This is a genomic window from Pseudomonas sp. IT-93MI4 (genome assembly GCF_949767635.1).
Taxonomy (GTDB): domain Bacteria; phylum Pseudomonadota; class Gammaproteobacteria; order Pseudomonadales; family Pseudomonadaceae; genus Aquipseudomonas; species Aquipseudomonas putida_A.
Window position 1 is genome coordinate 1 of sequence record NZ_CATKPP010000008.1, and the last position, 26,650, is coordinate 26,650.

Sequence of the window (26,650 nt, forward strand, 5' to 3'; positions counted from 1 at the left end):
GCGCCACTCGCGCGACGAACTGCCGGAATCCTTCGCCCACGACCCGGCCGGCAACCTGCTGATGCAGGATCGTCCCGGGCCGACCCGGATCAAGGGCAACCGCCTGCTGATGCAGGGCGATCGCCATTACGACTACGACGCCTTCGGCAACCTGATCCGCGAACGCCGTGGCCGCGACCAGCAACTCGTCACCGAATACCGCTACGACTGCCAGCACCGCCTGATCGGCCTGACCCGCGCCGACGGCCAAACCGCGACCTACCAATACGACGCCTTCGGCCGACGCATCCGCAAAACCGTCGACGGCCAGACCACCGAGTTCTTCTGGCAAGGCGACCACCTCGTCGCCGAAAGCAGCAAAACCCACCACCGCAGCTACGTCTACGAACCCGGCACCTTCCGCCCGCTGGCACTGCTCGACGGCAAAGGCCCGAAAAAGGCTTGCCCGTTCTACTACCAACTCGACCACCTCGGCACCCCGCAGGAACTCACCGACTACAGCGGCGAAATCGTCTGGTCGGCGCAATACGACGCCTACGGCAAAGTCGCGGCGATCACCCTGGCCGGCGAGGACTACCTGGACCAGCCGCTGCGCTTTCAGGGGCAGTATTTCGATGCGGAGAGTGGGCTGCATTACAACCGGCATCGGTATTACGACCCGAGGTTGGGACGGTATTTGACGCCGGATCCCATCAAGTTGGCGGGTGGGTTGAATCAGTACCGGTACGTGCCGAATCCGACGGGGTGGGTGGATCCGTTGGGGTTGACGTCGAACTGTCCGCCGCCGAACAGGCCAGGCTGTGAGGTGCCGGGTGGGATTGGCGGGGCTAAGGTTGACGAGGGTGAGCCGAAACTACCGACCATTGCTCACAATATAGATCCGAAAACTTTGAAGCGTGTACATACAATAGAGGGAAAAACCTCAACCAGGACAGTCGAGGATTATAAAAATAAAATGCGCAACGGATACGACCCAACCGATCCCATCACCGTAATAGAACATGACGGCAACCTATATATCTTGGACGGACACCATCGCGCAGCAGCTGCACGACAAACTTCGACCAATGTGACAATCAAACTCATAACAGATCTAAAAACGTATAACGGAGCTCTACGAAGTATTGAAGATGTATTGGAATCAGCAAACAATGTGGGCCTGGACAGGTTGGAGCACCGGAGAAGAAGATGAGCGATCAAAATGAAGCTTTGGACATCCTGATAAATGACTTTATCTCCATGGTAGAGTCCAGCACGCTGATATTTGAGCGCAAATTTGGCACTCGTGACATTCGACGGCTCTGGTACACCAAGATAATAAAGCGACGAGGAAGAGTCACTCGAGGCGTTAAATATGAATTGCATGGTGTTGGCTGCCGCATCAATCTATCGACAGGAAGCGTAGATTTTGACTATGGCCCAAACGGTGAAATTAATGGGTTTGATACTTGGCGCCTATACAATTTTGCCCGCGAAAGACCATCTAAACATAGGAAATATTGCGATGAAAAAATCATTAAAAAAGAACTGGAAGAATATCTTAATTTAAAAAAAATCAAAAAAATGTCAGCCTTCAGTAACCTGTATGTATGGGCTGACTCAAAAGAAACCGATTAAACATGACCACGAAAAGGGCCTGTTCACTCAGGCCCTTAAAAACAAATCCAAATTTTCAATCCACCTTACTCCCCCTCACTGCTCATCCTCATCCTCCTCATACTCCATATCTGCCTCATCCGCATCATTCAACGGCACCGTCGCATCATCCATCAGCGACCCCGGATCCTCGTTCCCCGGATCATTGATAAACGGCAGACCACTCGGGCCTTTTTCTTCCTTGCCTTCGGTTTCGGGCGTCATGGCAAACCTCTACGTCTGGTGGGTTGTATAACGTTCGAAAAGCCTTACAGCCAATCGTTCCAGTGTCCGACCGCCAGAAACGAAAAACCCGGCGCCAGGCCGGGTTTGTTTTCGAATACTCAATCAGTGATGGCGGTTTTTGTGTTTGTACTTGTTGTGCTTGTGACCACCACCGGAATGAGCTCTACCACCGTCGTCACCCAGGTTGTTGCCCACCGCACCACCCGCTGCGCCGCCCAAACCGGCACCAATGGCCGAACCGGTGGAGCCGCCCAGGCTGTTGCCGACCACCGAGCCGCCGGCAGCGCCGAGGCCACCACCAATGGCGGCTTCGGTGCGATTGTGTTTATTCGCCCCAACCGCGCTGCCCGCCGCGCCACCGACGCCTGCGCCAACCGCGGCACCGGTGCTGCCACCGAGCTGGCCACCGACCACGTTACCGAGTACACCGCCCAAACCGCCACCCACGGCGGCGCTGCCATCTCCGGCGGCCATCGCACCTTGAGCGATGAATAATCCGAAAAACAGTGCAGACAATGACAAGCGCATTTGAACCTCACAGTTCCCGAATCGGGAGGGTATGCCCATAGGGCCTATGTCAGATTGGAGACATTTTTCGAGAAAACGTTCAGCCATGAAAAAGCCCGACATCGAGCCGGGCTTTTTCTGACAAACGTTCGCTATCAGTGACGCTTGTGACCTTTGGACAGGTTAGCGCCGACGGCACCACCGGCAGCGCCACCAAGACCGGCGCCAATGGTTGCACCATTCCGGCCGCCCAGGCTGTTGCCGATCACCGAACCACCGGCCGCGCCAACACCACCACCAATGGCCGCTTTGGTGCGGCTGCCCTTGCCGGCTGCCATCGCACTGCCGGCCGCGCCTGCAACACCGGCACCAATCGCTGCGCCCGTGCTGCCGCCCATCTTCTGGCCGACCACGTTACCCAGCGCGCCACCCAGACCGCCGCCGAGTGCAGCAGTGCCTTCACCGGCGACCGCACCTTGAGCAACGAGAAGCCCCAGAACCAGAGCAGGCAATGTTAGACGCATGACGAAAACCTCAAAAATAGGGAGATCAAAAGGGGCCGAGATTGAAAGCTGCCGACGCGCTGAAGTCCAGACAAATCAGCTGCCGCCGCGCACTTGGCGCCGATTGGACAGCGATTTCGCCAAAGGTTTTATCGCAGGCAAAAAAAAGCCCGCTGGGGAGACGGGCTGGAGACTTGCTTTCTAACGGATGGCTTCACCCTACGACCGTGGACGTGAAAAGTTTGTGAAAAACACCAAACCGGGCCAAGAGTTTGTAGGAGATTTCCTTTTCATAAACAGCAGGCATAAAAAACCCCGTTCATAGACGGGGTCGTTCGGTCTCACTTTATTTTCTTGAGCGGACCGAGACCTTTGGAAGGAATTTGGCTTTCGGCCCCTTGGGTGCCGTGGACTTGATCTTGCCGGTCTGCACCGGATCCTCGCCAAAGCCCGATTGGTACTCCGTCTGGCCGCAACGGACACAGTTGTTGAATGAAAATTCGGCTCCATCGTCTTCGATATACGGATCAGTCATAGCCTCTCCCCTTTGCAATAGATCGACACCGGCAAAGCCCTTTTGCCTGAAAAAATATCGACCTCCAAGGCTTTTGAGACTAGCCGGTCATTACCGGACTTGTGGTTCAGTTCGAACGATGCCCGACGAATGGCCTACACCTGCTCAACATCCGAACCAACCGTTGATCTCACAACGCTAAAGATTCCCGCCCACAGGCCGTTGCCCTTTTTCATACAAATGAATCTCAAGGAGAGAACATGAAAATCAACGGATTCCCGGAAATGCCGGTCGTAAAACTCACGGACGAACAAATCGCTGCCGGCAAAGCCGCCGGTGAAAAATTCAAGGAAAAGCTCGCTTCAGGCGACATCACCATCACCTACCCGGACAAACCGGTTCTGACTCCCGGCGTTATCTACCACCCGAGTCAGCCGGCCGATCCGACGCCCTCCACCGGCACCCCGCCGATGGTCGCAATCGATACGCCCCTGACCTATGACGCCCACGGGCTTGTCATCCTCAAGCCACAGGGCTGATCGAAAGCAGAAAAGCAAAAAGCCCATTCATCATCTGAATGGGCTCGCTTGAACACCGCGACTGCATCAACGCAATTTGACCGCCGTACCCGTCGCGAACACCACAACCATGCCACCCTTGCCCGCCGGCATGCTGATCTCGAAATCCAGCCCGACCACCGCATCCGCCTGCAACGCCCGCGCCCGTTCCTTGATCTCGTCCGTCGCCTGAACCCGCGCCTCTTTCAACGCACGCTCCAGCGTCTGCGAGCGCCCACCAAAAAAATCGCGCATGCCGGCAAACATGTCACGGATCACGTTGACGCCCTGCACCGACTCCGCGCTGACAATGTCCAGGTACGCGGTGATCTGTCGGCCTTCGATGGCGTGGGTGGTGGAGATGATCATGGGAACAGTCCTTTTTTCTACGGATAAAGCGACGATTGTAATGCGCTATGGCAAATCAGGCTGAGCACTTGCACGCATGACAGGCGTAGCGGATTAAAATCCAGACGCCAGAAACCACAAAACCCCTGATCTCTTTCGAAATCAGGGGTTTTGCGTATTGAATGTGGCGGTGAAGGAGAGATTCGAACTCTCGATACAGTTTCCTGTATACACACTTTCCAGGCGTGCTCCTTAAGCCACTCGGACACTTCACCGTATCTCTTCAAACATGTTCTGTCTGTCGAGGCGCGCTAATGTAGTCGAAAGCTTTTCTGATGGCAAACTTTTTTTCAGAATTTTCATGCGGTTAAGACAAAAAGGCGTTTCGCCCCACCTTGGGCGATGGCAAACCGGCCAATCTCTGGTGACGGCCGCCCTTCTATATAGAAGCAGAACGGTGTGCTACGCCGGGCGCAGCCGGAAACGGTGACCGGCGAGTCAGTCACAGTGCTTTACCTGGCCTACGGCGGTGGGTAACGTCTGCCCATCTTTCTTACAAGGAATAGCGTCATGAGTGAGTTGATTGCCTACCACCTCGAAGACGGTATCGCGACCCTGACCCTGAACAACGGCAAGGTCAATGCCATTTCCCCGGACGTGATTGCGGCGTTCAACGCGGCGCTGGATCAGGCGAAGACTGATCGTGCCATCGTGATCATTACCGGTCAGCCGGGGATTCTGTCGGGCGGCTATGACTTGAAGGTGATGACCGCCGGGCCTAAAGAAGCCGTGGCGCTGGTGACTGCGGGTTCGACACTCGCCCGTCGCCTGCTGTCCCACCCGTTTCCGGTGATCGTTGCCTGCCCAGGCCACGCCGTGGCCAAAGGTGCATTCCTGCTGCTGTCCGCCGACTACCGCATCGGTGTCGACGGCCCGTTCAGCATCGGTCTGAACGAAGTGCAAATCGGCATGACCATGCACCACGCCGGCATCGAGCTGGCGCGTGATCGTCTGCGTCGTTCGGCGTTCCACCGTTCGGTGATCAACGGCGAAATGTTTGATCCGAAAAGCGCGGTGGATGCCGGCTTCCTCGACAAGGTGGTGGCTGCCGAAGAGCTGCAAGGCGCAGCCCTGGCCGCGGCGCGTCAGTTGAAGAAGATCAACATGAACGCGCACAAGAACACCAAGCTCAAAGTGCGCAAGGCGCTGCTCGAAGCCCTCGACAACGCGATCATCCAGGATCAGGAACATCTGGGCTAAGCCCACGCTTCCCGAGCCGAAGAAAAGCCCGACCGTCATGTCGGGCTTTTTCTTGCGCGTTCGGTTGATCATCCGCCGACAGCTCTAGGACACGTCTGACGATCAACTTGGAAACATGCGCTTAAACATCGCCTATCTCCGGACTCTATAGCAGCAATTGCCGAAAACAGTGCACATCCGTACACTGCGCCACCTTTTGTCCCGGTGGGGCCTGAAAATGCTGTTTGTGTTTCGTATGTTATTGATGGGCCTGCACTTTATTCTGGCCGGCGTGTTGGGGGTGATCCTCGGGATGTGCCGGCCGTTCAATCCGGACAACAGCCGACTGTGCGCCCGCCTCTACGCGCTTCCGGCCATGTGCATTCTGCGCTTGCGGGTAAAAGCCGACGTCGGCCCGTTGATGAACAAGCCAGACAGTTGCGTGATTGTCGCCAACCATCAGTCCAACTACGACCTGTTCGTGTTCGGCAACGTGGTGCCCCGGCGGACCGTGTGCATCGGCAAGAAAAGCCTGAAATGGGTGCCGCTGTTCGGGCAACTGTTCTGGCTCGCGGGCAACGTGTTGATCGATCGCGGGAACGCGCACAAGGCGCGCAAGTCGATGCTCACCACCACCCACACCTTGCAGCACGAAGACACGTCGATCTGGGTATTCCCGGAGGGCACGCGCAACCTCGGTGAAGAACTGCTGCCGTTCAAGAAAGGCGCGTTCCAGATGGCGATCGCCGCCGGTGTGCCGATCGTGCCGGTGTGCGTCAGCAGCTACATCAAGCACATGCGCCTGAACCGCTGGCGCAGCGGTAACATTCTCATACGCTCGCTGCCGGCGATTCCTACAGCCGGGCTGACCATGGATGATATGCCCATGCTTATGTCCCAGTGCCGCGAGCAGATGCGCGAATGCATCGCCGCGATGGATCAGCAGCTGCGAGCTGTGTGAAAAAAACCCGCCTTGTGCGGGTTTTCTTTTGCCGGGTGAACTGTACAGATTTCACTGACTCTCAAGCAGCGACACAGCTAAGCTGAAGCCTTGTATTCCCTGCCATCTGCCAAGAAGAAGTGAACCACCACCATGGGTCGAGTTGTTGCTGCTGCGGTTTACAGCGCCGGTAAGAAAGTCACCAATATCACGCTTGACGAAGGCGCCGCCTGGGCCGCAAAAACCGGACATTTTGTCTGGATCGGCCTGGAAGAGCCGGACGCTCAGGAGCTGGCCAATCTGCAGCGCCAGTTCAACCTGCACGAACTGGCCATCGAAGACGCCCTGGAAAAACACAGCCGGCCGAAGCTGGAAACCTTTGGTGACGCCTTGTTTATCGTCACCTACTCGCCGATCCGCGAACATGGGATCTTGCAGTTCATCGAAACACACATCTTCGCCGGCAAGGGCTACATCATCACCGCCCGCAACGGCCACTCGGCGTCCTACGCGCATGTCCGCCAACGTTGTGAGGCGCGGCCGCTGCTGCTGGAGCACGGCGAAGATTTCGTCCTGTATGCGCTGCTGGATTTCGTCATCGAAAACTACCAGCCGGTGGGCGAAGCGATTCATGCCGAGATCGATGAACTGGAGCGCAACGTGCTGTGCAGTGCGTTGAACGAGCATGACATTCAGAAACTCCACGGTCTGCGCCGCGACGTTTTGCGCCTGCGCCGCTATGCAGCGCCGATGGTGGAGATTGGCGAGGAGCTGCAGAAGCTGAGCTTCCCGTTCATCGACAAGAACATGCGCCCGTACTTCCGCGATGTGCAGATTCACGTCACGCGGCAGATGGAAGACCTGACTACGCTGGCGGATATCGCCAGCCAGACCATCGAAATCGGCGTGCTGCTCGAGGCGTCACGGCAGAGTGTGGTGCAACGCAAGTTTGCCGCGTGGGCGGCGATTCTGGCGTTCCCGACGGCGGTGGCTGGGATTTACGGGATGAACTTCCAGAACATGCCGGAGCTGAGCTGGCACTACGGCTATTTCGCTGTGTTGGGGTTTATTACGGTGGGGTGTGTAAGTTTGTGGGCGAGTTTCAAGAGGTCGGGGTGGTTATAGGGAAGCAAAAGCAAATGATCGCAGCCTGCGGCAGCTCCTACAGGGTGTACGCCATCCCAATGTAGGAGCTGCCGCAGGCTGCGATCTTTTGATCTGCTATTAAGCAGCTTCTGGCTTGTGCGCCACAAAGCGCATCATCCACTCTGCCACCGTGGTGCCATGGTGCTCCTGCTCGAGGCTGGCCACGCCTTTCGAGTAGATCTGCGAACCCAGCGCTTCCTGGCGCAGATCCAGCAGCGCCCGCGAATAGTCGTGAATGAATTCCGGGTGCCCCTGGAAGCACAGCACCTGATCGTTGATGTGGTACGCGGCAAACGGGCAGAAATCGCTGGAAGCAATAACCGTGGCGTTTTCCGGCAGCGCCGTGACCTGATCCTGGTGGCTGATCAGCAGCGTCAGCTCTTCACGCACCGGGCTCATCCACGGCGCCTTGGCCGCGAGTTTGTAGTTGTGGGTGCCGACGCCCCAGCCCTGGCTGGCGCGCTCGCTCTTGCCACCGAGCAACAGCGCCAGCAATTGATGGCCGAAGCACACGCCGAGCAGCTTGTCGCCACGCTCGTAGCGGGTCAGTAGGTATTGCTTGAGGGTCTGGATCCACGGGTCAGTGCCGAACGAATCGGCCTTGCTGCCGGTGATCAGGTACGCATCGAAGGTCAGGTCGTCGCTGGGGTATTCGCCCTGCATCACGTTGTACACGGTGAACTCGGCGGCAATCGGTTGCTGCGAGAACAGGCGCTGAAACATCTGCCCGTAACCCTGATATTGATCGACCAGTTCCGGACGCAGGATGTCGGTTTCCAGAATGCAGATGCGTAGCGACATAAAAAATACCTGACACGTGATGGGAATAATGAACACCCCGGAGCCTGCCTTGAAACACCCCGGCAAGGCAAGCCCCGCAGCGTTCAGCCGCTCACTTAAAACAGCTCGCCTTTCGCGGCTTTTTCCAGCAGCAGCGCCGGTGGCGCAAAGCGCTCGCCGTACTGCTCGGCCAGATACTGCGCGCGTGCGACGAAGTCCTGCACCCCGTACTGATTGATGAATTGCAAGGCGCCGCCGGTCCACGGCGCAAAACCGATGCCGAAGATCGAGCCGACGTTGGCATCCGCCGTCGAGGTCAGCACCCCCTCCTCCACACAGCGCACGGTTTCCAGGGCCTGCACGAACAGCAGACGATCACGCACATCCTTCGGCGAAATCTGCCCGTCGGCCTGCTCGAAGCGCGTCCTCAACTCCGGCCACAGATGTTTCTGACCACCCGCCGGGTAATCGTAGAAACCACCGCCAGCGGCTTTGCCCGGGCGCTTGTATTCGTTGAGCAGCAAGTCAATCACGGCGAAGGCCGGGTGTTCTATCAGCGGTTTCCCTTCCGCTTGCAGGTCTTTGGCCGTTTGCTGACGGATATGGCTCATCAGGCTGAGGGAAACTTCGTCGGAGATCGCCAGCGGCCCGACCGGCATCCCGGCCTTGCGCGCTTCGGTCTCGATCATCGGCGCGCTCACGCCCTCGCCGAGCATGGCGATGCCTTCATTGGTGAAGGTGCCAAACACCCGCGAGGTAAAGAAGCCGCGACTGTCATTGACCACGATCGGGGTTTTCTTGATTTGCAGGACGAAGTCGAAACCGCGCGCCAGGGTTTCAGCACTGGTCTGCGCACCTTTGATGATTTCCACCAGCGGCATTTTGTCCACCGGGCTGAAGAAGTGCAGACCGATGAACTTACTCTGATCGGGTACTGCGGTCGCCAGCCCGGTGATCGGCAAGGTCGAAGTGTTGGAGGCAATCACCGCGTCAGCACCGACAATCTTTTGCGCTGCCGACGAGACCTTGGCCTTGAGTTCGCGATCCTCGAACACCGCCTCGATGATCAGATCACAACCCGCCAGATCCGCATCATTTTCAGTGATGTGAATCCGCGCCAGCACCGCTTCGCGCTTTTCGGCCGTCATCTGGCCACGGGCGACTTTCTTGTCCAGCAGCGCCGCCGAATGGGCCTTGCCCTTCTCGGCCGCCGCCAGGTTGATGTCCTTGAGCACCACATCGATGCCAGCCGAGGCACTGACGAAGGCGATCCCGGCGCCCATCATGCCCGCACCGAGCACACCGACCTTGCGCGTGACATATGGCGCAAAACCCTGCGGCCGCGAACCGCCGGCGTTGATCTCGTTGAGCTGGAACCAAAAGGTGCCGATCAGGTTTTTCGAGATCTGCCCGGTGGTCAGCTCGGTGAAGTAACGGGTTTCGATCAGGTGCGCGGTGTCAAAATCGACCTGCGCGCCTTCCACCGCCGCACACAGAATCCTCTCTGGCGCCGGCAGCGTGCCCTGAGTCTTGCTGCGCAGGATCGACGGCGCTATCGCCAGCATCTGCGCGACTTTCGGATTCGACGGTGTGCCGCCGGGGATCTGATAACCCTTCACGTCCCAACGCTGCACCGCACTCGGGTTGGCGACAATCCAGGCGCGCGCCTTGGCCAGCAACTCGTCACGATCCGCCGCCAGTTCATCGATCAGACCGGCCTGCAATGCCTGTTGCGGGCGCACCTTTTTGCCTTCGAGCAAGTACGGCAAGGCTTTTTCGATGCCGAGCATACGCACCATGCGCACCACCCCGCCGCCGCCCGGCAGCAGGCCCAGCGTCACTTCAGGCAGACCGAGTTGCACCGCCGCATCGTCCAGCGCCACCCGGTGATGGCAGGCCAGACAGATTTCCCAGCCACCGCCAAGCGCCGCGCCGTTGATCGCCGCAACCACCGGTTTGCCGAGGGTTTCCAGAGTGCGCAATTGCGCTTTGAGGTTCAGCACCATGTCATAGAAGACTTTGGCCTCGGGTTTGCCGACCTTGATCAGCTCATTGAGGTCGCCGCCGGCAAAGAAGGTTTTCTTCGCCGAGGTGATGATCACCCCGGCGATGCTGTCTTTTTCCGCCACCAGCCGCGCAACGCAGGCGCCCATGGCATCGCGGTACACGGCGTTCATGGTGTTGGCGCTCTGGCCCGGCATGTCGATGGTCAAAACGACGATGCCGTCCTGGCCTTTTTCGTAACGAATGGCTTCGCTCATAACAAGGTTTCCTTGAATTCGGGGCTCAGAGGCGTTCGATGATGGTGGCAATGCCCATGCCGCCGCCGACGCACAGCGTCGCCAGGCCGTAGCGCAGGCGCCGGGTTTCCAGTTCATCGAGCAAAGTGCCGAGGATCGCGCAACCGGTGGCGCCCAGCGGATGGCCCATGGCGATCGAGCCGCCGTTGACGTTGACCTTGTCCGGGTCCACCGCCATGTCCTTGATAAACTTGAGCACCACCGAGGCAAATGCCTCATTGACCTCGAACAGGTCGATGTCTTCCACGCGCAAACCCGCCTTGGCCAAGGCCTTGCGGGTGGCCGGTGCGGGGCCGGTGAGCATGATGGTCGGGTCAGTGCTGGTGACCGCCGTGGCGACGATCCGGGCCCGTGGTTGCAGGCCGAGCGCACGACCCTTGGCTTCGGAGCCGATCAACATCAGCGCCGCACCGTCAACGATCCCGGAGCTGTTGCCCGGCGTATGCACGTGGTTGATCCGCTCGACGTGGCTGTAAACCCGCAGCGCGGTGGCATCAAACCCCATTTGGCCGATCATTTCGAAACTTGGCTTGAGTTTGCCGAGGCCTTCCATCGTCGATTCGGCGCGAATGAATTCATCGTGGTCGAGCAGGATGATGCCGTTCTGATCCTGCACCGGCACCAGCGACTTGTTGAACGAACCGTCGGCCCGCGCCCGTGCGGCTTTTTGCTGCGAGTGCAACGCGTAGGCATCGACGTCCTCACGGCTGAAGCCTTCAAGGGTGGCGATCAGGTCCGCGCCAACGCCCTGCGGGATGAAGTGGCTGTGCAGATTGGTTTGCGGATCCAGTGCCCAGGCGCCGCCGTCGCTGCCCATCGGCACCCGCGACATCGACTCGACGCCACCGACCACCACCAGGTCTTCGAAGCCCGAGCGCACCTTCATCGCGCCGAGGTTGACCGCTTCCAGGCCCGAGGCGCAAAAACGGTTGATCTGCACGCCGGCGACGCTAACGTCCCAATCCGCCACCTGCACCGCAGTCTTGGCAATGTCCGAGCCCTGATCACCAATCGGCGTGACGCAGCCGAGCACCACGTCATCGACCTGGCTGGTGTCCAGCGCAGTGCGGCTTTGCAGCGCGGTCAACAACCCGGCGACCAGATTCACCGGTTTGACGCTGTGCAGCGCGCCATCGGCCTTGCCTTTGCCGCGGGGCGTGCGTAACGCATCGAAAATCAAAGCTTGGGTCATGACGTCCTCGAACCTGTGCGGTGAGTGAATTTCGTAGTGTCACTGTTGTCCCGAGCGCGCATGGATTCAATGACCACAGCGCTCAATGACGTTGACGTGCACGCTCAGACGGACGGTCATCCATCCTCAGGTGAACCGGTTCAGGTCAGCGAGTTGTCTAGCCAGCGGGCGGCGAAGAAGCTGGCAATAAGCCTCATGCTGTTTTTATCGCAAACGGCAGCAAATACATATGAAATGGATCTAAGCCAAGCGTGACGCGGGCTCTAAGGTAGTAAATGTACGTCAGGGTCGTCGGGTTTTGCCGGGGCCGACGTTCTTCAACAGGAAGTGCAGCGTTTGCCGTCATGGATATGCAGGCAAACATCAGGAAATAACAATAAAGGCGGCCAAGCCATGTTCAAACAACCGAAAGTTCGTCAAGCAGGACTCATTCTTTTCGCCACCACGCTGCTGTTGATTTTGCCCAATCTGACCAAGGTGATTGGCTGACTCAAGCGGCAGGCGTCCGTTATCGCCAGACAAAATGTGACTGGCCCGCTACCCGGGCCAGCGTGGCTGTGCGAACCTTTGCGCACTTCCACGACAGGGACGGCGATCATTTGAAAACGCTCATTGTGTTCTGGGCCTTGCTGCTGAGCATGCCCTTGTCTGCGGCGCAGCTCACGCTGGAGCTGGGCGCGAACAGTCGCACCTGGCAGACCGAAGAGTTGCTCAAGCATCCGCAAGCACAAACTCTGACCATCAAGAACGATGTGTCCTACAAGAAAGACATGACTTATCGCGCCGTGCCCGTGGCGGCGCTGCTCACCGGGATCAAACCGGCCGATCACCTGCAAGCGGTGGCGCTGGACGGGTTTGCCGCCGAACTGGCCGCTGCGCCGTTGCTCAACAGCAAAGGCGCGCAGGCCTGGCTGGCGATCGAGGACCCGACGCAGCCGTGGCCGCCGCTGTCCGAGGGCAAACACAGCGCCGGGCCGTTCTATCTGGTGTGGACTGACCCGCAGGCCGGCAACATCAGCCCGGAGCAATGGCCGTTCCAGGTGGCGAGCATCAAGCGCATGGCGCCGGTGGCCGAGCGCTTCCCGGCGCTGTTACCGGATCCCAAGCTGAAAGCGGATGACCCGGTGAATCAGGGTTTTGCGCTGTTCCAGAAGAACTGCCTGGCCTGCCACCGGTTGAACGGTGCGGGGGATGCGCAGTTCGGGCCGGACTTGAATATTCCGTACAACCCGACCGAGTATTTCGGCGCGGATTTTCTCAAGCGCTACATTCGCGATCCGCAGAGTTTGCGCCAGTGGCCGCAGGCGAAGATGCCGGGGTTTTCGGCAGAGGTGTTGCCGGAGAGGGATTTGCAGTTGTTGATCGGCTATTTGCAACACATGGCTGGGCGCAAGGTTAAGCCCTGATGCAACTCCCCATGTGGGAGCGAGCCTGCTCGCGAAAGCGGAGTTTCAGACACCACATTGCTGACTGATAAACCGCTTTCGCGAGCAGGCTCGCTCCTACAGGGTTTTGTGTGAAGCAAATTACTGTTGTTGCACGGAGATAACCGGCGTCGGCGACACGAACACCTTCGCATGCATCTGCTCACAACCACCGCCCCGACGCATGCCGCGCACCGGGCAGGCATCCAGATAATCCAGGCCCACCGCCAGTTTCAGGTGCCTCTCCGGGCGGGCCAACTGGTTGGTCACGTCAAAGCTGTACCAGGCGTCATCCAGCCACGCTTCGGCCCAGGCGTGACTGGCCAGGTGCTCGGCGTCCTCGCTGTACAGATAACCCGACACATAACGCGACGGAATCCCCAGGCTGCGTGCACAGGCGAGAAAGGCATGGGTGTGATCCTGGCAAACCCCGGCGCGCCCGGCAAAGGCTTCGGCGGCGCTGGTGTCGACTTCAGTCGAACCCGGCGTGTAGCTGATGTGCTGGTTCAAACCATGCATCAGGTCGATCAGCGCAGTGCGATCGCGCCGCTGTTTGCAGGATTTGTCGGCAAACGCCCGTAGCGCTTCGTCGGCCTCGGTCAGCCGGGTGAAACGCAGGAACGGCAGCGCCGACTGGCTCTCATGCTCAGCCTCGCGCAATTCGTCGATATCGACCTGGCCACGGGCGCCGATAATGATCGCTTCGTGCGGCTCGTCCATGGTCAGCACATGCAGGATGTTGCCGAACGGATCGAGCTGGGCGCGCACCGGACGCGGCAGGTCGAGCTGCCAGCTCAACACGTGCTGACGCTCGCTGTCGTGCGGGGTCAGGCGCAGATACTGGATGCTCGCCCGCACCTGATCTTCATAGTGATAGGTGGTCTCGTGGCTTATGGAAAGTCTCATGCAGCCTCCAGGTATGAACTGTGAATCGCGTTGCCCAACTGGCGCACCAGCGGGATGAATTCGGTGAGCCAGGCGTGCAAGCCTTCGGCGAGGATTTCGTTGATACCGGTGTAGCGCAGACGCGCGTCCATTTCGGCAGCAAGGCGTTGTGCCGGACGGCCATTGGCGCCGGGCAACTGGGCGAGGATCTGGTCGATTTCCTCGGTGCAGGCGCGCAGTGAGCGCGGCACATCGGCGCGCAACAGCAGCAGCTCGGCGACATGCCGGGCGCCGGGGGCGTCGCGGTAGATCTCGGTGTAGGCCTCGAACGATGACAGCGCTCGCAACAGTGCACTCCACTGGTAATAGGCGTGCGCCGTACCGTCACTGACGGCCTCGGCCTGATCGCCGGCCATTTCATAGCGCGCATCAAGCAGGCGCAGCGTGTTGTCAGCACGCTCGATGAACGTCCCCAGACGAATGAAGCGGAACGCATCGTTGCGCATGATCGTGCCGTAGGACGCGCCACGGAACAGGTGCGAGCGCTCCTTGATCCACTCGCAGAAACGGCTCATGCCGTAACGACTGAGGCCCTGTTCGGCAATGCCGCGAATCTCCAGCCAGGTAGCGTTGATGTTCTCCCACATGTCCGCGGTGATGCGCCCGCGCACCGCATGCGCACTGGCTCGCGCTGCGCCGAGGCAGCTGTAGATGCTCGCCGGGTTGGCCGCGTCCAGGGCGAAGAAGTGCAGCAGGCGTTCGGCATGCAGTTCGCCGTGACGCTCCAGATAATCGTCGAGGGTGCCGGTGATCAACAGCGGCATGGCCAGTTCGTGCAAACCGTCGCCGCGACCGTCCTGCGGCATCAGCGACAGCGAATAGCTGATATCGAGCATCCGTGCGAGGTTTTCCGCCCGCTCCAGGTAACGCGACATCCAGTACAGATCCGAGGCAGTTCTACTTAACATGGCAAGCTTCCTTCAATCCTCGACCACCCAGGTGTCCTTGGTGCCGCCGCCCTGGGAGGAGTTCACCACCAGGGAGCCTTCACGCAGGGCGACACGGGTCAAACCGCCGGGCACGACCCGGGTTTCGCGGCCAGACAATACAAACGGACGCAAGTCGATATGACGCGGCGCAATGCCGTTTTCGACAAAGGTCGGACAGGTCGACAGCGACAGCGTCGGCTGCGCAATGTACGCGTGGGGCTTGGCCTTGATCCGCTCACGGAACGCATCGATCTGCGCCGTGGTTGACGCCGGCCCCACCAGCATTCCGTAACCGCCGGAGCCCTGGGTCTCCTTGACCACCAGATCCGGAAGATTGGCCAGTACGTGGGAAAGTTCCGAGGGGTTGCGGCACTGCCAGGTCGGCACGTTCTTCAGGATCGGTTCTTCATCGAGGTAGAAACGGATCATCTCGGTGACAAACGGATACACCGATTTGTCATCCGCCACGCCGGTGCCAATAGCATTGGCCAGCACTACATTGCCCGAGCGATAGGACGACAGCAGCCCCGGTACACCGAGCATCGAGTCGGGATTGAATGCCAGCGGATCGAGGAACGCGTCGTCGAGACGGCGGTAGATCACGTCCACCGCTTTTGGCCCGTCGGTGGTGCGCATGTACACCTTGTCGTCACGCACGAACAGGTCGGCGCCCTCCACCAGTTCAACGCCCATTTCCCGCGCCAGGAAAGCGTGTTCGAAGAACGCACTGTTGAAGCGCCCCGGCGTCAGCACCACCACGCTCGGGTCGTCGATCGGGCTGGAGCTTTTCAGGGTGTCGAGCAACAGATTCGGGTAGTGGTCGATGGGCGCGATGCGCTGGGCGGCGAACAGCTCCGGGAACAGGCGCATCATCATTTTGCGGTCTTCGAGCATGTAGCTGACGCCGCTCGGAGTACGCAGGTTGTCTTCGAGCACGTAGTAAGTGCCGTCGCCGTCGCGCACCAGATCGACGCCGGAGATGTGCGAATAGATGTCGCGGTGCAGATCCAGGCCCTGCATCGCCAACTGGTACTGCTCGTTGGCCAGCACCTGTTCGGCGGGGATGATCCCGGCCTTGATGATGCGCTGCTCGTGATAAAGGTCGGCGAGGAACATGTTCAACGCCTTGACCCGCTGGATGCAGCCGCGCTCGACGATCCGCCACTCGCTGGCGGGAATGCTGCGCGGGATGGTGTCGAACGGAATCAGGCGCTCGGTGCCCTGCTCGTCGCCATAGAGCGTGAACGTGATCCCCGCCCGGTGGAACAGCAGATCGGCCTCGCGTCGCCGTTGTGCCAGCAACTCGTCAGGCGTGTCGGCCAGCCAGCGGGCGAACTCCCGGTAATGCGGGCGGACCTGGCCGCCGGCATCGTACATTTCATCAAAATAGGTGCGGATCATGCCGTACTCCTTGTCACCCGGACCTACAGGCCTTCGCAAGGCCCGTGCCATCGGCATAAACGCTTTGATTTCAATCGGTTGGATAATCACGCCGCAAGCACCGCACCATTCCTGTGCGGCAATGGCCCCAACCGGATTGCCCCCGCTTCATTGCGACGCATTGCATCGCCTATCACCAGCATAGTCAGAGTTGATTTCACCGCTCGCACCGAGCTGCGGATAATCGGCGCATTCGCTGAAAACTTCCCCGGTGAAGGTTTCAGCTCCACTGATCCGGACTGCCCGCGCAGTCCCCGCAGGCCGTAACCCTGACCGGTTTCCTCTACTTATCGGTCTTCCCTTTAGCCGCCCTCTCCGGTGGCTTTTTTTTGCCCGGGATTCTTGTTTCAGGGTTTTGCCACGGGCTATTCGGCGGCCAGAAACGACAACGGCCAACCCGAAGGTCAGCCGTTGCTCAATACCTGAAACCAGAGATCAGTTCAGACGATGGCGGTTACGCACCTCCTGCTTGACGCCCCAGCCCTCGATGATGCCGCCCAGCGGCTCGACCACGGCAGAGAAGCCCTGCTCGAAATCGCCAATGTCGTCATAGGTTGCGTACATCACTTTGCTCAGTTCCAGCGACCAGGCGCCATCGTCGCGCGCACTGACCTGGGCATTGATGGATTCACCACGAAATTTGCCTGCCGCCCTGCGCGCCCGCTCCTCATCCGGGAAAATGGCGTAGAACTCGATGGGATGGAACCGGGAAAAGTCGAAACCGCCTTCTTTCATGCGGCGCAGAACATTGCTGCTGATGTCTTCTTGATAGGCTGTGCTCATGAATCGTCCCCCTCGGATAGATGGATAGACTTTCCGTATTCCCGCCCCGGGCCTTACAGGCCAAAGTACTTCGGCAACGTGGTTGCACGCGGGAAACAAGCATGTAGCTGACAAGACCAGACCTTAGCGATTGTTTCGCTGATCTCGCTTGCAGAGTAGCCCCAAGATAGAGCTGCTGCCAAGGCCTGGTGCTTCAAGTGACAGGAAGAATTTCAGATTGGCGTGATACTGCGGATTTCGATGCTGTTCTGGGTTTTCAGGCTTTTCGCCCCGGCGTCGGGGGTGCGCCCTTCCAGATCGTTCAGATCCAGTTCGGCGGCCACGGGCAGAAGCCGTTCCTTGATCAGGCGTGCAGCCTCGTCATCGCTGGGGCATTCCGCGCGCTCGAACACCTCATCGACAATTTCACCATGATCGTCCACGAAAGTGACTTTCCACTTTTGCATCGGTGCCTCCTCGATCAAACCCGCAAATGGGCTTACATCTATCTCGACTTTTGGCGAGATTGATCGTTCAAAAGGATTGCAGCGGACGAACATGAAAAAAAATTAACCGATGGGGAAACAGGCTTGTGTGGCGAGGGGATTCATCCCCGATGGGCGCGAAGCGTCCCTGAATTCAGCGAACGCATAGTGTCAGTTCCAACGCGTCTGCCGATTTTACGACTGCTGCGCAGCCGATCGGGGATAAATCCCCTCACCACAGGGGATCTATCACCGATCCGGGAATAGTGCGTCAGTCGTTGCTCGGCTTGTTGATCGCCTGCAACACGTACTGCGGCAGCGCGAATGCGCCGATGTGGATTTCCGGGTTGTAGTAGCGGGTGACGATGCCGCTGCCGATGAAGCGCTGTTGCAGGGTTTCACGGCTCAGTTTGCGGTAGGCCGGGTTGGTCGAGCCCCAGGCGAAGGTCATCGAACCGCCGATGTAGGTCGGCACGGCCGCCTGATAGAAGTGCCAGTCCGGGAACAGGCTGCGCAGGCGACCGGCAGTGGTTTTGACTTCGTCGATCTGCATGAACGGCGTGCCGTTCTGGGTCACGAGGATCCCGCCTTCGTTCAGGCAACGGTGGCACGCCTGATAGAAGTTCTCCGAGAACAGCACTTCGCCCGGGCCGATCGGGTCGGTGGAGTCGGAGATGATCACGTCGAATTTTTCCGTGGTGGTGGCGACGAAACGCATGCCGTCGTCGATCACCAGGTTCAGCCGTGGGTCGTCGTAGGCGCCCTTGGAGTGGTTCGGCAGGAATTCCTTGCACATGTCGACCACGGTGCCGTCGATCTCGACCATGGTGATGTGCTCGACGCTGGCGTGCTTGGTCACTTCGCGCAGCATGCCGCCGTCGCCGCCGCCGATGATCAGCACGCGTTTGGCAGTGCCGTGGGCGAGGATCGGCACGTGGGTGAGCATTTCGTGGTAGATGAATTCATCGGCTTCGGTGGTCTGGATCACGCCGTCCAGCGCCATCACCCGGCCCATGCGCGGGTTCTGGAAAATCACCAGGTGCTGGTGTTCGGTGCGCACTTCGTGCAGCAGTTTTTCCATGCGAAAACGCTGGCCGTAGCCTTCGTAGAGGGTTTCCAGGTACTCGCTGGTTTTGGTGACGGTCATGGTCAAGTGCTCCGATGAATGCGCGGGCGCCAATCGTGGGGGACGATTGCCCGGGAAAGGCGCGCATTCTACGTTGCCGAAGATGACAGGTCGAACCTCACTTCATCGGCATACCACATAACTTTGTGGGAGCTGGCTTGCCAGCGATGCAGTCAACGCGGTCTGTCAGTGAAACCGCTGCGATGCTATCGCTGGCAAGCCAGCTCCCACAAGTTATGGGGTGCTTTCAAAGTTGTGGTCAGACCCGCACATTGCCCCGTGGCCCGGCGATCGCCCAGATGATCAGGCCAAGTACTGGCAGGAGGATGATCAGCAGAACCCAGAGGATTTTCATCCCGGTCTCGGCGCCGCTTTTCAGTACGTTGATGATCGCCCAGATATCGAGGGCGAGAATGATCAGGCCAATCAGACCGTTGAACGTGGAACCCATGGTGTCGCTCCAGAATAGTGGCATGCACTTTTAGGATAGACGGTCGCGCGCAGGGTTCCCTTTTATTGCGTTCAGACGTGAACGGCGACTTTCAGCGCTTCCAGCGAAGGCGCAGCAGCGATGCCGACTTCGGCGCACAGCTCCAGCACCCGTGGCACGTCGTTGCCGTAGACCAGCACCACTTGCAGCTCGTCGTCGAGCAACTGGCTGAAGTTCATCAGCGTGTAACCGCCGTTTTCCTTGTTCAGGCTGCTCATCTGCACCTGGATGCGATTGAGCGCAGTCAGCGCTTCGGTCTTGGCCAGTTGTTTGGGCTTGAGGTTGAAATCGACGCCCGGGCCGAACGAGGCGACGATCTGCGCGAACAGGTCAGCGTAGGTATCAGCCTGGAACAGCACGGTTTCCGGCAGGCTGCCGACCACCACCCACTCGCCCAGCGGGATCGGGAAGGTTTCGTCGTAGTTGATGTCTGGGTTGGCTGCCAGAAAGGCGTCGGCATCGGCGTAGGCCTGCGCCGCTTCGTCGGCCACGTTCAGGATCTCGTCCTCGCCCATGCAGCCAGAGCTGATTTTGCTGATGAGTTCGACGAGTGCGGCTTTCATGAGGGCGGATCCTGTGGAAGGTTGAATTTGAGGGCGCGGAGGATAGCGCACAAAGCAAAAGATCGCAGCCTGCGGCAGCTCCTACAAGTTCCGCGCCCATTTGGCGAACGAATGTGAGACCTGTAGGAGCTGCCGCAGGCTGCGATCTTTTGACCTGATCAGGCCAGCAGTTTTTCCAGCTGCGCCGTGGTATCGACCGCGCCCATGGTGCGGGCCGCGTCCAGCGCGGTGACGCCATTGGCATCCTTGGCTTGCGGGTCGGCGCCCTTGCTGATCAGGTAATCAACGATTTCAACACGGTTGAACATCGCCGCCATCATCAGCGCGGTACGGCCGTCGAAGGACGAACCTTCGATCTCGGCGCCCGCTTCCACCAGCGCCTTGACCACCGCCAGATCGCCCTTGAACGCGGCGCCGGCAATCGGGCTCTGGCCGTTGCCGTTGCGCATTTCCGGGTCGGCCTTGTGCTTGAGCAGCACCTGCACGGCGTCGACGTGGCCATAGTAACTGGCGAGCATCAGCAGGGTGTCGCCCTTGCTGTTTTTCAGGTTCACCGGCAAACCGGCGCTGATCAGCCGATCGAGCATCAGCGCATCACCTTCGCGCGCCTTGTTGAAAACCTGCTCGGTGAATTCGGCAGCTTCTTCAGGGGTCATCTGGCGGCTCTGGTCAGACATAGGGCAACTCCACTTTCGGTTATTCGCAAAGCCGACAGTTTCCCGAGCGCGACGATAGCTGTCACCCCCTTTTTCTCAAGTCAGGCCATAGCCAATCTCAATAGCGGTATTTGCCTTGATGAATATCGGCCAGAATTTCGTCCGTCACCTGCACGTAAGTCTGGGTGCCGGGCAGCCACGCGTAGATCGGGTCATCGCCCGTCTGGCCGGGGTCGAAGCCCTCGTTTTTCAGTCGGGTCTTTTGGTATTTGAAAGTCCCGGTGGTTTCCATTTTCACCTTCACCCGCAGGAACAGCGGCACCGCGTAGGCCGGCATGCGCTGGCGGGCGAACGCCAGCAATTCGGCGAAATCCAGGGTCGCCAGTGACTCGGCGGGCGTGATTGCGGCCATCCCGGCGCGACCGTTGGTGTTGCGCACTTCGACGCCGTAGGCGACTGCCTCGGAGATATGCGGATGCTGCAGCAACAGGTTTTCCACTTCAGTGGTCGAGACGTTTTCGCCCTTCCAGCGATAGGTGTCGCCGAGTCGATCGACGAACTGCGCGTGGCCGAAGCCAATATTGCGCAGCAGGTCGCCGGTGTTGAAGAAGCGGTCGCCCTTGCTGAACACATCGTGCAACACCACCTTGGCGGTTTTCTGTGGGTCGGTGTAACCGTCCAGCGGTGCTTTTTCGTCGATCCGCGCCAGCAGCAAGCCCTGCTCGCCTTTACCGACCTTGCGCATGAAGCCGTCGGCGCTGCGCAACGGCTGACCGCTGTCGTGGTCGTACGCCACCAGCTCCCAGGCCATCAGCGAGAAACCGATGGTGTTGTCGAAGTTGAGGATATTGCTGAAGCCGATATTGCCGTCGCTCGCCGCGTACAGCTCGCAGATGTGCTCGACGGCAAACCGGGTCTTGAACTCGGCCCAGGCGCCGGGACGCAAGCCGTTGCCGATCATCTTGCGCACCGCGTGACGGCTGTCATCGGCGCTGGGCGGTTGATCGACCAGATAACGGCACAATTCGCCGACATAGCCGAGGGTAGTCGCGTTGTAGCGACGCACGTCCGGCCAGAACTGACTGGCGCTGAACTTGCGACGGATCGCGAACCCGGAAGCGCCGTTGATCGCCGAGCCCCAGCACACACAAAGGCCGGTGGCGTGGTACAGCGGCAAGGTGCAATAGACGACATCGTCGGGGGTCATGTTCAGGGCGATCATGCCGAAGCTGGCCGAGCTGCGCATCCAGCGGCCGTGCTTGAACACCCCGGCCTTGGGCAGGCCGGTGGTGCCGGAGGTGTAGATGTAGAAGCACGGATCGTCGAAGAACACTTCGCCGCTGCTGGGCGGGTTTTCAGTGCAGGCGTCAGCACTGGCACTGATCAGATTGACGTAGCCCTCGGGCGCAATGCCTGGGTGGCTATAGGTGTCACGGTCGGCGATAAACCAGGTGCGCTGCGCCGGGATCGACACCTGCTCGCGGATCGCGGCAAACGCCGGCTGCAATTCCTCACCGAGGACAATCGCCACCGGCGCCACCAGATTTACGCTGTGAATCAGTGTGTCGCGGGTTTGCGAAGTATTAAGCAGCGCACTGACCGCGCCGAGTTTGGCCAGCGCCAGAATGGTCACCAGCAGCTCGGGACGATTTTCGATGAACACTGCGACCACGTCGCCCTTGCCGATGCCCTGCGCGCTCAGATAGTGGGCGATGCGATTGGCCCACTGGTTGACCTGCGCATAGGTCAGCAAGACGTTGTCCTGCAAGATCGCCTGCCCCTCTGGATTGCGCAGCGTTGCTTGCTCGAAGGTCCAGCCGAGGCCACACGTTTGGGTCGGATCCGTGACGTTGGCGACTTTCATGCCCTTGACCACCCGCGGGATGGCTTTGGCGATCGTCGGCAGTTTGCGGAGCATCATGCTCCAAGTAATCGTGTCGCTCGACGCGTGACGCATGGCAGCTCCCCGGTCGGCCTGGTCGGCCGGTTTTTTATTGTTCGGGCTGTGGGCATGACCTGCGCTGTGGGCAAGGTCGAGATCGAAAATACGTCAGCGCTTCGCGGCCTGTACACGCGGTTTTTGCAATGTTTTGTATCCGCCCTGTCACGCCTGGCGGCGGTGATTGCGACTTTGCCGTTTGGTTCCGTTCAACTCATGAGAATCCCGCAAAATGCAGGATGCACGATGGCCATTCATGCAGATTGCACGAGCCATGCAAATTTCACAATTTTTAAGTTATTGATTTATATACATTTTTATTTTTTCGTGTGCTGGCACAATCGCTGCAACCTCCTCAGCATGCTTGCCATTCAAGTGCATACGGAGCTGAAAGACATGAGCCTGATCCAAGAAAAATTTACCTCGCTGTTCTCCAACTTCAACGTCACCACTGCGCCACGTCCCGATGGCGGGATTCTGCTGACGCTGCGCAGCAGTGAAGGCAAAGTGTTCAAGCGCGCCCTGACGTATCAGCAAATGCACAACGCCGACCAACTGTCGTGGGCGATCAGCGCGATCCGTCGTGACCTGGCGGAAGAAGCCAGTGAACTGCCGCAGATTGCGATGCTGCAAAGCCAGCAGCGCTTTGCCCTGCCGACGTATCACTCGCTGTAATTTGATTCGAGGTTTTAAACAGCCTTAAACAAAAACAGGCCGGGCAGTTTTCACTGTCCGGCCTGTTTTTGTGGCTGATGCAAAACTTTGTGTGGGAGCGGGCTTGCTCGCGAAAGCGGCGTGTCAGTCAAAAATATTTGGCTGACACACCGCTTTCGCGAGCAAGCCCGCTCCCACATTGGATTGAGGGTGGTTAGAAGGCTTCGGGTTCGATGCCGGTGAAGCTGTCGACGGTGATATGGCTTCCCAGCTCCCCACCCTCGCGCGCCAGGCCGCAGGTCTGCAGGCCTGCCGATTGAGCGGCATCCAGCTCCTCAACAATGTCGGACAGAAACAGAATGTCCTGCGGCTCGACACCAATCGCCTGTTGAATGTTGGTGTAAGACTGCGCCTCACGCTTGGGCCCCGACGTGGTATCGAAATACCCGCTGAACAGCGGTGTCAGATCTCCCGCCTCGGAGCAGCCGAAGATCAGCTTCTGCGCCTGGATCGAACCCGACGAATACACAAACAGTTGATAACCGGCCTGATGCCAGCGCTTGAGCGCTTCAACGGCATCCGGGTACACGTGGCCCTTCAACTGCCCGGCGTGATAACCCTGCGCCCAGACCATGCCTTGCAAGGCTTTGAGCGGCGTGGCTTTGCGATCTTCCTCGATCCAGCTCAAGAGAATTTCAACAACCCGTTCAACATCGGCCTGCGGTGCATTGCTGTCGCGGCGCACGGCGTCGAGTTGCTCAGCCACATCGGCACGTTCGGCGTTCTGTCGCACGAAGTCCGGCAGGTGTTTGGCCGCATACGGGAACAGCACATCAAAAACGAAACTCACCGCGCTGGTGGTGCCTTCAATGTCAGTGACAATGGCTTTGATCGGCATCGGCTCAGTCCTCCAGACGTGGGAAGCGCCCGGCGATGTCTTCGCCGGTGAAATTCGCGACCCAGCCTTCCGGGTTGTTGAACAGGCGAATCGCCACGAAGTGCGGGTGCTCGCCCATGTCGAACCAGTGCTTGGTACCGGCCGGCACCGAGATCAGGTCGTTCTTCTCGCACAACACCGCGTAGACATAATCGTCGATGTGCAGGGTAAACAGGCCACGACCGGCAACGAAAAAGCGCACTTCGTCTTCGCCATGGCGGTGTTCTTCAAGGAACTTGGCGCGCAGTTCGGCTTTTTGCGGGTGGTCGCTGTTGAGGCTGATCACATCGACGGTGATGTAACCGCGCTCGGTCATCAGTTTGTCGATCTGCTCCTGATAGGCGCTGATCACTTCTTCCTGGCTGGCGCCGGGCTGGATCTTCGCCGCGGCTTGCCAGCGGTCGAAGCGCACGCCCTGCTCGGCGAGCGTCGAGGCGATGTCTTCGAAATGGGTCAGCACCTTGTTCGGAATCTCGGGGCTGGATACGTGATAGACGGACAGGCTGCTCATGGGCAATTCCTCGGTATCGGCCTTGCCGTCCGGCTCTTGCAGACCGGTCGGGCAGTGCATTTCATCAGGCGAATGGGCGGCTTCTGGTGAAGTCAGCCTTGGCGGTTCATGACGCTGCGGGTTTTCAACTCGCATTCAAACAGGAATTCAAAAGCCTCAATCTGCCGCAGGGCATCGCTCATCTGCGCGCCCCAGGTGTAGAGGCCGTGGCCGCGAATCAGGTAACCGACGCAATCGGGATGGGCGTCGAGCCAAGGCTGCACCTTGGCGGCGAGGCGCGCAATGTCCTGATCGTTGTCGAAGATCGGCACGCGCACCCGGGATTCGTGGGTGGAGATGCCGCTGAAGGCTTTTTGCAGTTCGTAGTCTTCGAACTCGATAAAGTCTTGCGGCGTCAGGCGCGACAGCACCGTGGCGTTCACCGAGTGGGTGTGCAGCACCGCGCCGATCTCCGGGCGCCAGCTATACAGCTGGGTATGCAGCAGGGTTTCGGCCGAGGGCTTTTTGCCCGGTTCCAGGCTGTTGCCGGACAAATCCGTGGCGAGCACGTCGTCCAGGCCCAACTGGCCCTTGTGCTTGCCGGACACGGTCAGCAGCGCTTCGCTCGGCGACAGACGCGTCGAGTAATTGCTGCTGGTGGCCGGCGACCAGCCGCGACCATAAAGAAAACGCCCGGCGTCGACGATCTGCTGGGCGAGCTGTTCACGCGTAAGGCTCATGGCCTGTCCTCTTGCATACGTGTGGCAATGATAACGGCAGCAGCGAGCGCCGCGAGACTGGCAATACTAAAGGTCAATGTCGCGCCGAGGGCATTCCAGCTGTAACCGGAATACAACGCGCCCAGCGCGCCACCGGTGCCGGCCAGCGCCGCGTACAGCGCCTGACCCTGACCTTGCTGACGCGCACCGAAACTACGTTGCACGAAGGCGATGGCAGCCGCATGAAAGCTGCCGAAGGTCGCCGCGTGCAGCACCTGCGCGAACAACAGCACCCAGAGGAATTCGGCGAACGAACCTAGCAGCAACCAGCGCAGCGCCGCCAGCAGAAAACTCGCCATCAGCACCCGACGCAATGAAAAGCGCACGAGAATCCGGCTCATCACCATGAACATCAGCACCTCGGCGACCACGCCCACGGCCCAGAGCATGCCGATTGTGCCGCGTGTGTAACCGAGGCGTTCAAGGTGCAAGGTCAGAAAGGTGTAATACGGGCCGTGGCTCATCTGCATCAGCGCGACGCAGGCGTAAAACGCCAGCACACCGGGGCTGCGCAGTTGCGTGAGAAAGCCTTCCCCGCTCGGCCGATTGCCCTGCGGCGGCTGCGCATTCGGCACCCACAGGCTGCTGAGGACGATGCCGGCCATGATCAGCACCAGCGCCGCCGGGTAGATGTCGAGGCTCAGCCATTCGAACAGTCGGCCCAGCGCGACCACGGTGATGATGAAACCGATCGAGCCCCACAGGCGAATCTGGCTGTAGCGCGCGGTTTGCCCCTGCAAGTGCGCGAGGGTGATGACTTCGAATTGCGGCAACACCGCGTGCCAGAAGAATGCGTGCAGCGCCATGACCATCGCCAGCCAGGCGTAGGTCTTGCTGACGAAAATCAGCGAGAACGTCAGCAGCGTGCACACCGCGCCAAAGCGCACGATGGCCAGGCGTTTGCCGGTGTAGTCGCCGAGCCAGCCCCAGATGTTCGGCGCCACACAGCGCATCAGCATCGGGATCGCCACCAACTCGCCGATGCGCGCGGGGCTGAAGCCGAGGTGATCGAAGTACAGCGCCAGAAACGGCGCTGTCGAACCGAGCAAGGCGAAATAGAACAGATAGAAACTGGACAGCCGCCAGTACGGAAGCGCCGCCACGGTCAGACCGCGACGACTTGG

The 26,650-nt window shown here is 59.5% G+C and carries 31 protein-coding genes and 1 tRNA gene; 9 read left to right on the plus strand and 23 right to left on the minus strand.

Going from position 1 to position 26,650, the window contains the following annotated elements:
• Together ACM6I7_RS05775 and ACM6I7_RS05780 are read left to right on the plus strand one after the other, a co-directional pair.
• Positions 1-1,192, plus strand: a 1,192-nt coding sequence (locus tag ACM6I7_RS05775) for an RHS repeat-associated core domain-containing protein (RefSeq protein WP_414888129.1), incomplete at its 5' end; no start/stop codon positions are given.
• Entirely contained in the window at positions 1,189-1,617 is a 429-nt protein-coding gene (locus tag ACM6I7_RS05780; RefSeq protein WP_330207791.1) for a DUF6896 domain-containing protein, read from the plus strand. The genes ACM6I7_RS05775 and ACM6I7_RS05780, both read left to right, overlap by 4 nt.
• Positions 1,618-1,692: 75 nt before the next feature.
• Here the strand turns inward: ACM6I7_RS05780 and ACM6I7_RS05785 are convergent, their stop codons facing one another.
• The 4 genes from ACM6I7_RS05785 to ACM6I7_RS05800 form a co-directional block, all read right to left on the minus strand.
• Positions 1,693-1,860 carry a hypothetical protein gene (locus tag ACM6I7_RS05785; protein WP_003223252.1) on the minus strand — a complete coding sequence of 56 codons (168 nt, stop codon included), beginning with the start codon at positions 1,858-1,860 and terminating at the stop codon, positions 1,693-1,695.
• A 123-nt stretch (positions 1,861-1,983) separates the two neighbouring features.
• Positions 1,984-2,409, minus strand: coding sequence for a YMGG-like glycine zipper-containing protein (locus tag ACM6I7_RS05790; RefSeq protein ID WP_027613308.1), 426 nt, complete (start codon positions 2,407-2,409; stop codon positions 1,984-1,986).
• 134 nt (positions 2,410-2,543) lie between these two features.
• Entirely contained in the window at positions 2,544-2,912 is a 369-nt protein-coding gene (locus ACM6I7_RS05795; protein ID WP_007960728.1) for a glycine zipper domain-containing protein, read from the minus strand.
• A 325-nt stretch (positions 2,913-3,237) separates the two neighbouring features.
• On the minus strand, positions 3,238-3,426 hold the full coding sequence (locus tag ACM6I7_RS05800; RefSeq protein WP_414888130.1) for a hypothetical protein: 189 nt from the start codon (positions 3,424-3,426) through the stop codon (positions 3,238-3,240).
• A gap of 239 nt (positions 3,427-3,665) precedes the next feature.
• Between ACM6I7_RS05800 and ACM6I7_RS05805 the strand changes: the two genes are divergently transcribed.
• Positions 3,666-3,944, plus strand: a complete 279-nt coding sequence (locus ACM6I7_RS05805) for a hypothetical protein (protein ID WP_027613310.1) — start codon at positions 3,666-3,668, stop codon at positions 3,942-3,944.
• A gap of 66 nt (positions 3,945-4,010) precedes the next feature.
• Here the strand turns inward: ACM6I7_RS05805 and ACM6I7_RS05810 are convergent, their stop codons facing one another.
• The gene (locus ACM6I7_RS05810) at positions 4,011-4,331 is read right to left on the minus strand and encodes a YbjQ family protein (protein ID WP_027613311.1); all 321 of its coding nucleotides are present in this window, start codon (positions 4,329-4,331) and stop codon (positions 4,011-4,013) included.
• Positions 4,332-4,495: 164 nt separating this feature from the next.
• Positions 4,496-4,585, minus strand: a tRNA-Ser gene (locus ACM6I7_RS05815).
• 295 nt (positions 4,586-4,880) lie between these two features.
• Between ACM6I7_RS05815 and ACM6I7_RS05820 the strand changes: the two genes are divergently transcribed.
• From ACM6I7_RS05820 to ACM6I7_RS05830, 3 genes are all read left to right on the plus strand, one after another.
• Positions 4,881-5,570 carry a crotonase/enoyl-CoA hydratase family protein gene (locus ACM6I7_RS05820; RefSeq protein WP_064586733.1) on the plus strand — a complete coding sequence of 230 codons (690 nt, stop codon included), beginning with the start codon at positions 4,881-4,883 and terminating at the stop codon, positions 5,568-5,570.
• A gap of 217 nt (positions 5,571-5,787) precedes the next feature.
• A complete protein-coding gene (locus tag ACM6I7_RS05825; RefSeq protein WP_414888131.1) occupies positions 5,788-6,510 on the plus strand; it encodes a 1-acylglycerol-3-phosphate O-acyltransferase in 723 nt (240 codons plus the stop codon).
• A 132-nt stretch (positions 6,511-6,642) separates the two neighbouring features.
• Positions 6,643-7,614, plus strand: a complete 972-nt coding sequence (locus ACM6I7_RS05830; protein WP_027613314.1) for a magnesium and cobalt transport protein CorA — start codon at positions 6,643-6,645, stop codon at positions 7,612-7,614.
• Between the two features lie 99 nt (positions 7,615-7,713).
• Here the strand turns inward: ACM6I7_RS05830 and ACM6I7_RS05835 are convergent, their stop codons facing one another.
• The 3 genes from ACM6I7_RS05835 to ACM6I7_RS05845 all read right to left on the minus strand — a co-directional run bounded on the left by ACM6I7_RS05835 (position 7,714) and on the right by ACM6I7_RS05845 (position 11,907).
• Positions 7,714-8,436 (minus strand): amidotransferase, encoded by a 723-nt coding sequence (locus tag ACM6I7_RS05835; RefSeq protein WP_095139972.1) that lies wholly within the window; start codon positions 8,434-8,436, stop codon positions 7,714-7,716.
• A gap of 95 nt (positions 8,437-8,531) precedes the next feature.
• Positions 8,532-10,676, minus strand: coding sequence for a 3-hydroxyacyl-CoA dehydrogenase NAD-binding domain-containing protein (locus tag ACM6I7_RS05840; RefSeq protein WP_414888132.1), 2,145 nt, complete (start codon positions 10,674-10,676; stop codon positions 8,532-8,534).
• A gap of 25 nt (positions 10,677-10,701) precedes the next feature.
• Positions 10,702-11,907 carry an acetyl-CoA C-acetyltransferase gene (locus ACM6I7_RS05845; RefSeq protein WP_414888133.1) on the minus strand — a complete coding sequence of 402 codons (1,206 nt, stop codon included), beginning with the start codon at positions 11,905-11,907 and terminating at the stop codon, positions 10,702-10,704.
• A 60-nt stretch (positions 11,908-11,967) separates the two neighbouring features.
• On the opposite strand from ACM6I7_RS05845, the gene ACM6I7_RS05850 reads away from it, so the two are divergent.
• Positions 11,968-12,162: a hypothetical protein gene (locus ACM6I7_RS05850; RefSeq protein ID WP_414888134.1), complete on the plus strand. Its 195-nt coding sequence runs from the start codon at positions 11,968-11,970 to the stop codon at positions 12,160-12,162.
• A 383-nt stretch (positions 12,163-12,545) separates the two neighbouring features.
• Entirely contained in the window at positions 12,546-13,313 is a 768-nt protein-coding gene (locus ACM6I7_RS05855) for a c-type cytochrome (protein WP_096797033.1), read from the plus strand.
• Between the two features lie 120 nt (positions 13,314-13,433).
• On the opposite strand, the gene ACM6I7_RS05860 is transcribed toward ACM6I7_RS05855, so the two are convergent.
• From ACM6I7_RS05860 to ACM6I7_RS05905, 10 genes are all read right to left on the minus strand, one after another.
• Complete coding sequence (locus ACM6I7_RS05860) at positions 13,434-14,237, minus strand: transglutaminase family protein (RefSeq protein WP_027613320.1); 804 nt, start codon at positions 14,235-14,237, stop codon at positions 13,434-13,436.
• Positions 14,234-15,184, minus strand: coding sequence for an alpha-E domain-containing protein (locus tag ACM6I7_RS05865; RefSeq protein WP_027613321.1), 951 nt, complete (start codon positions 15,182-15,184; stop codon positions 14,234-14,236). The genes ACM6I7_RS05860 and ACM6I7_RS05865 overlap by 4 nt, the downstream gene beginning before the upstream one ends.
• A 12-nt stretch (positions 15,185-15,196) precedes the next feature.
• Complete coding sequence (locus ACM6I7_RS05870; RefSeq protein WP_027613322.1) at positions 15,197-16,606, minus strand: circularly permuted type 2 ATP-grasp protein; 1,410 nt, start codon at positions 16,604-16,606, stop codon at positions 15,197-15,199.
• 474 nt (positions 16,607-17,080) lie between these two features.
• Positions 17,081-17,428, minus strand: coding sequence for a ribonuclease E inhibitor RraB (locus ACM6I7_RS05875; protein WP_007960698.1), 348 nt, complete (start codon positions 17,426-17,428; stop codon positions 17,081-17,083).
• A gap of 212 nt (positions 17,429-17,640) precedes the next feature.
• A complete protein-coding gene (locus ACM6I7_RS05880; protein ID WP_007960696.1) occupies positions 17,641-17,874 on the minus strand; it encodes a hypothetical protein in 234 nt (77 codons plus the stop codon).
• Between the two features lie 289 nt (positions 17,875-18,163).
• Positions 18,164-19,039, minus strand: a complete 876-nt coding sequence (gene speE, locus ACM6I7_RS05885; protein ID WP_041068886.1) for a polyamine aminopropyltransferase — start codon at positions 19,037-19,039, stop codon at positions 18,164-18,166.
• Positions 19,040-19,277: 238 nt separating this feature from the next.
• Entirely contained in the window at positions 19,278-19,469 is a 192-nt protein-coding gene (locus ACM6I7_RS05890) for a PLDc N-terminal domain-containing protein (RefSeq protein WP_007960694.1), read from the minus strand.
• A gap of 71 nt (positions 19,470-19,540) precedes the next feature.
• Positions 19,541-20,071: a hypothetical protein gene (locus ACM6I7_RS05895; RefSeq protein ID WP_414888135.1), complete on the minus strand. Its 531-nt coding sequence runs from the start codon at positions 20,069-20,071 to the stop codon at positions 19,541-19,543.
• 158 nt (positions 20,072-20,229) lie between these two features.
• The gene (locus tag ACM6I7_RS05900; RefSeq protein ID WP_027613325.1) at positions 20,230-20,748 is read right to left on the minus strand and encodes an ankyrin repeat domain-containing protein; all 519 of its coding nucleotides are present in this window, start codon (positions 20,746-20,748) and stop codon (positions 20,230-20,232) included.
• Between the two features lie 97 nt (positions 20,749-20,845).
• Entirely contained in the window at positions 20,846-22,684 is a 1,839-nt protein-coding gene (locus ACM6I7_RS05905) for a long-chain-acyl-CoA synthetase (RefSeq protein ID WP_027613326.1), read from the minus strand.
• Between the two features lie 378 nt (positions 22,685-23,062).
• On the opposite strand from ACM6I7_RS05905, the gene ACM6I7_RS05910 reads away from it, so the two are divergent.
• Complete coding sequence (locus ACM6I7_RS05910; RefSeq protein WP_027613327.1) at positions 23,063-23,341, plus strand: DUF3509 domain-containing protein; 279 nt, start codon at positions 23,063-23,065, stop codon at positions 23,339-23,341.
• Between the two features lie 193 nt (positions 23,342-23,534).
• Here ACM6I7_RS05910 and mtnC read toward each other — a convergent pair whose 3' ends face one another.
• The 4 genes from mtnC to ACM6I7_RS05930 form a co-directional block, all read right to left on the minus strand.
• Positions 23,535-24,218: an acireductone synthase gene (gene mtnC / locus ACM6I7_RS05915; RefSeq protein ID WP_027613328.1), complete on the minus strand. Its 684-nt coding sequence runs from the start codon at positions 24,216-24,218 to the stop codon at positions 23,535-23,537.
• 4 nt (positions 24,219-24,222) lie between these two features.
• Positions 24,223-24,768 carry a 1,2-dihydroxy-3-keto-5-methylthiopentene dioxygenase gene (locus ACM6I7_RS05920; protein ID WP_027613329.1) on the minus strand — a complete coding sequence of 182 codons (546 nt, stop codon included), beginning with the start codon at positions 24,766-24,768 and terminating at the stop codon, positions 24,223-24,225.
• Between the two features lie 92 nt (positions 24,769-24,860).
• Complete coding sequence (locus ACM6I7_RS05925; protein ID WP_007959997.1) at positions 24,861-25,487, minus strand: methylthioribulose 1-phosphate dehydratase; 627 nt, start codon at positions 25,485-25,487, stop codon at positions 24,861-24,863.
• Positions 25,484-26,629: an MFS transporter gene (locus ACM6I7_RS05930; RefSeq protein ID WP_414888136.1), complete on the minus strand. Its 1,146-nt coding sequence runs from the start codon at positions 26,627-26,629 to the stop codon at positions 25,484-25,486. Before ACM6I7_RS05930 ends, ACM6I7_RS05925 begins: the two co-directional genes overlap by 4 nt.
• Between the last annotated feature and the right edge of the window lie 21 nt (positions 26,630-26,650).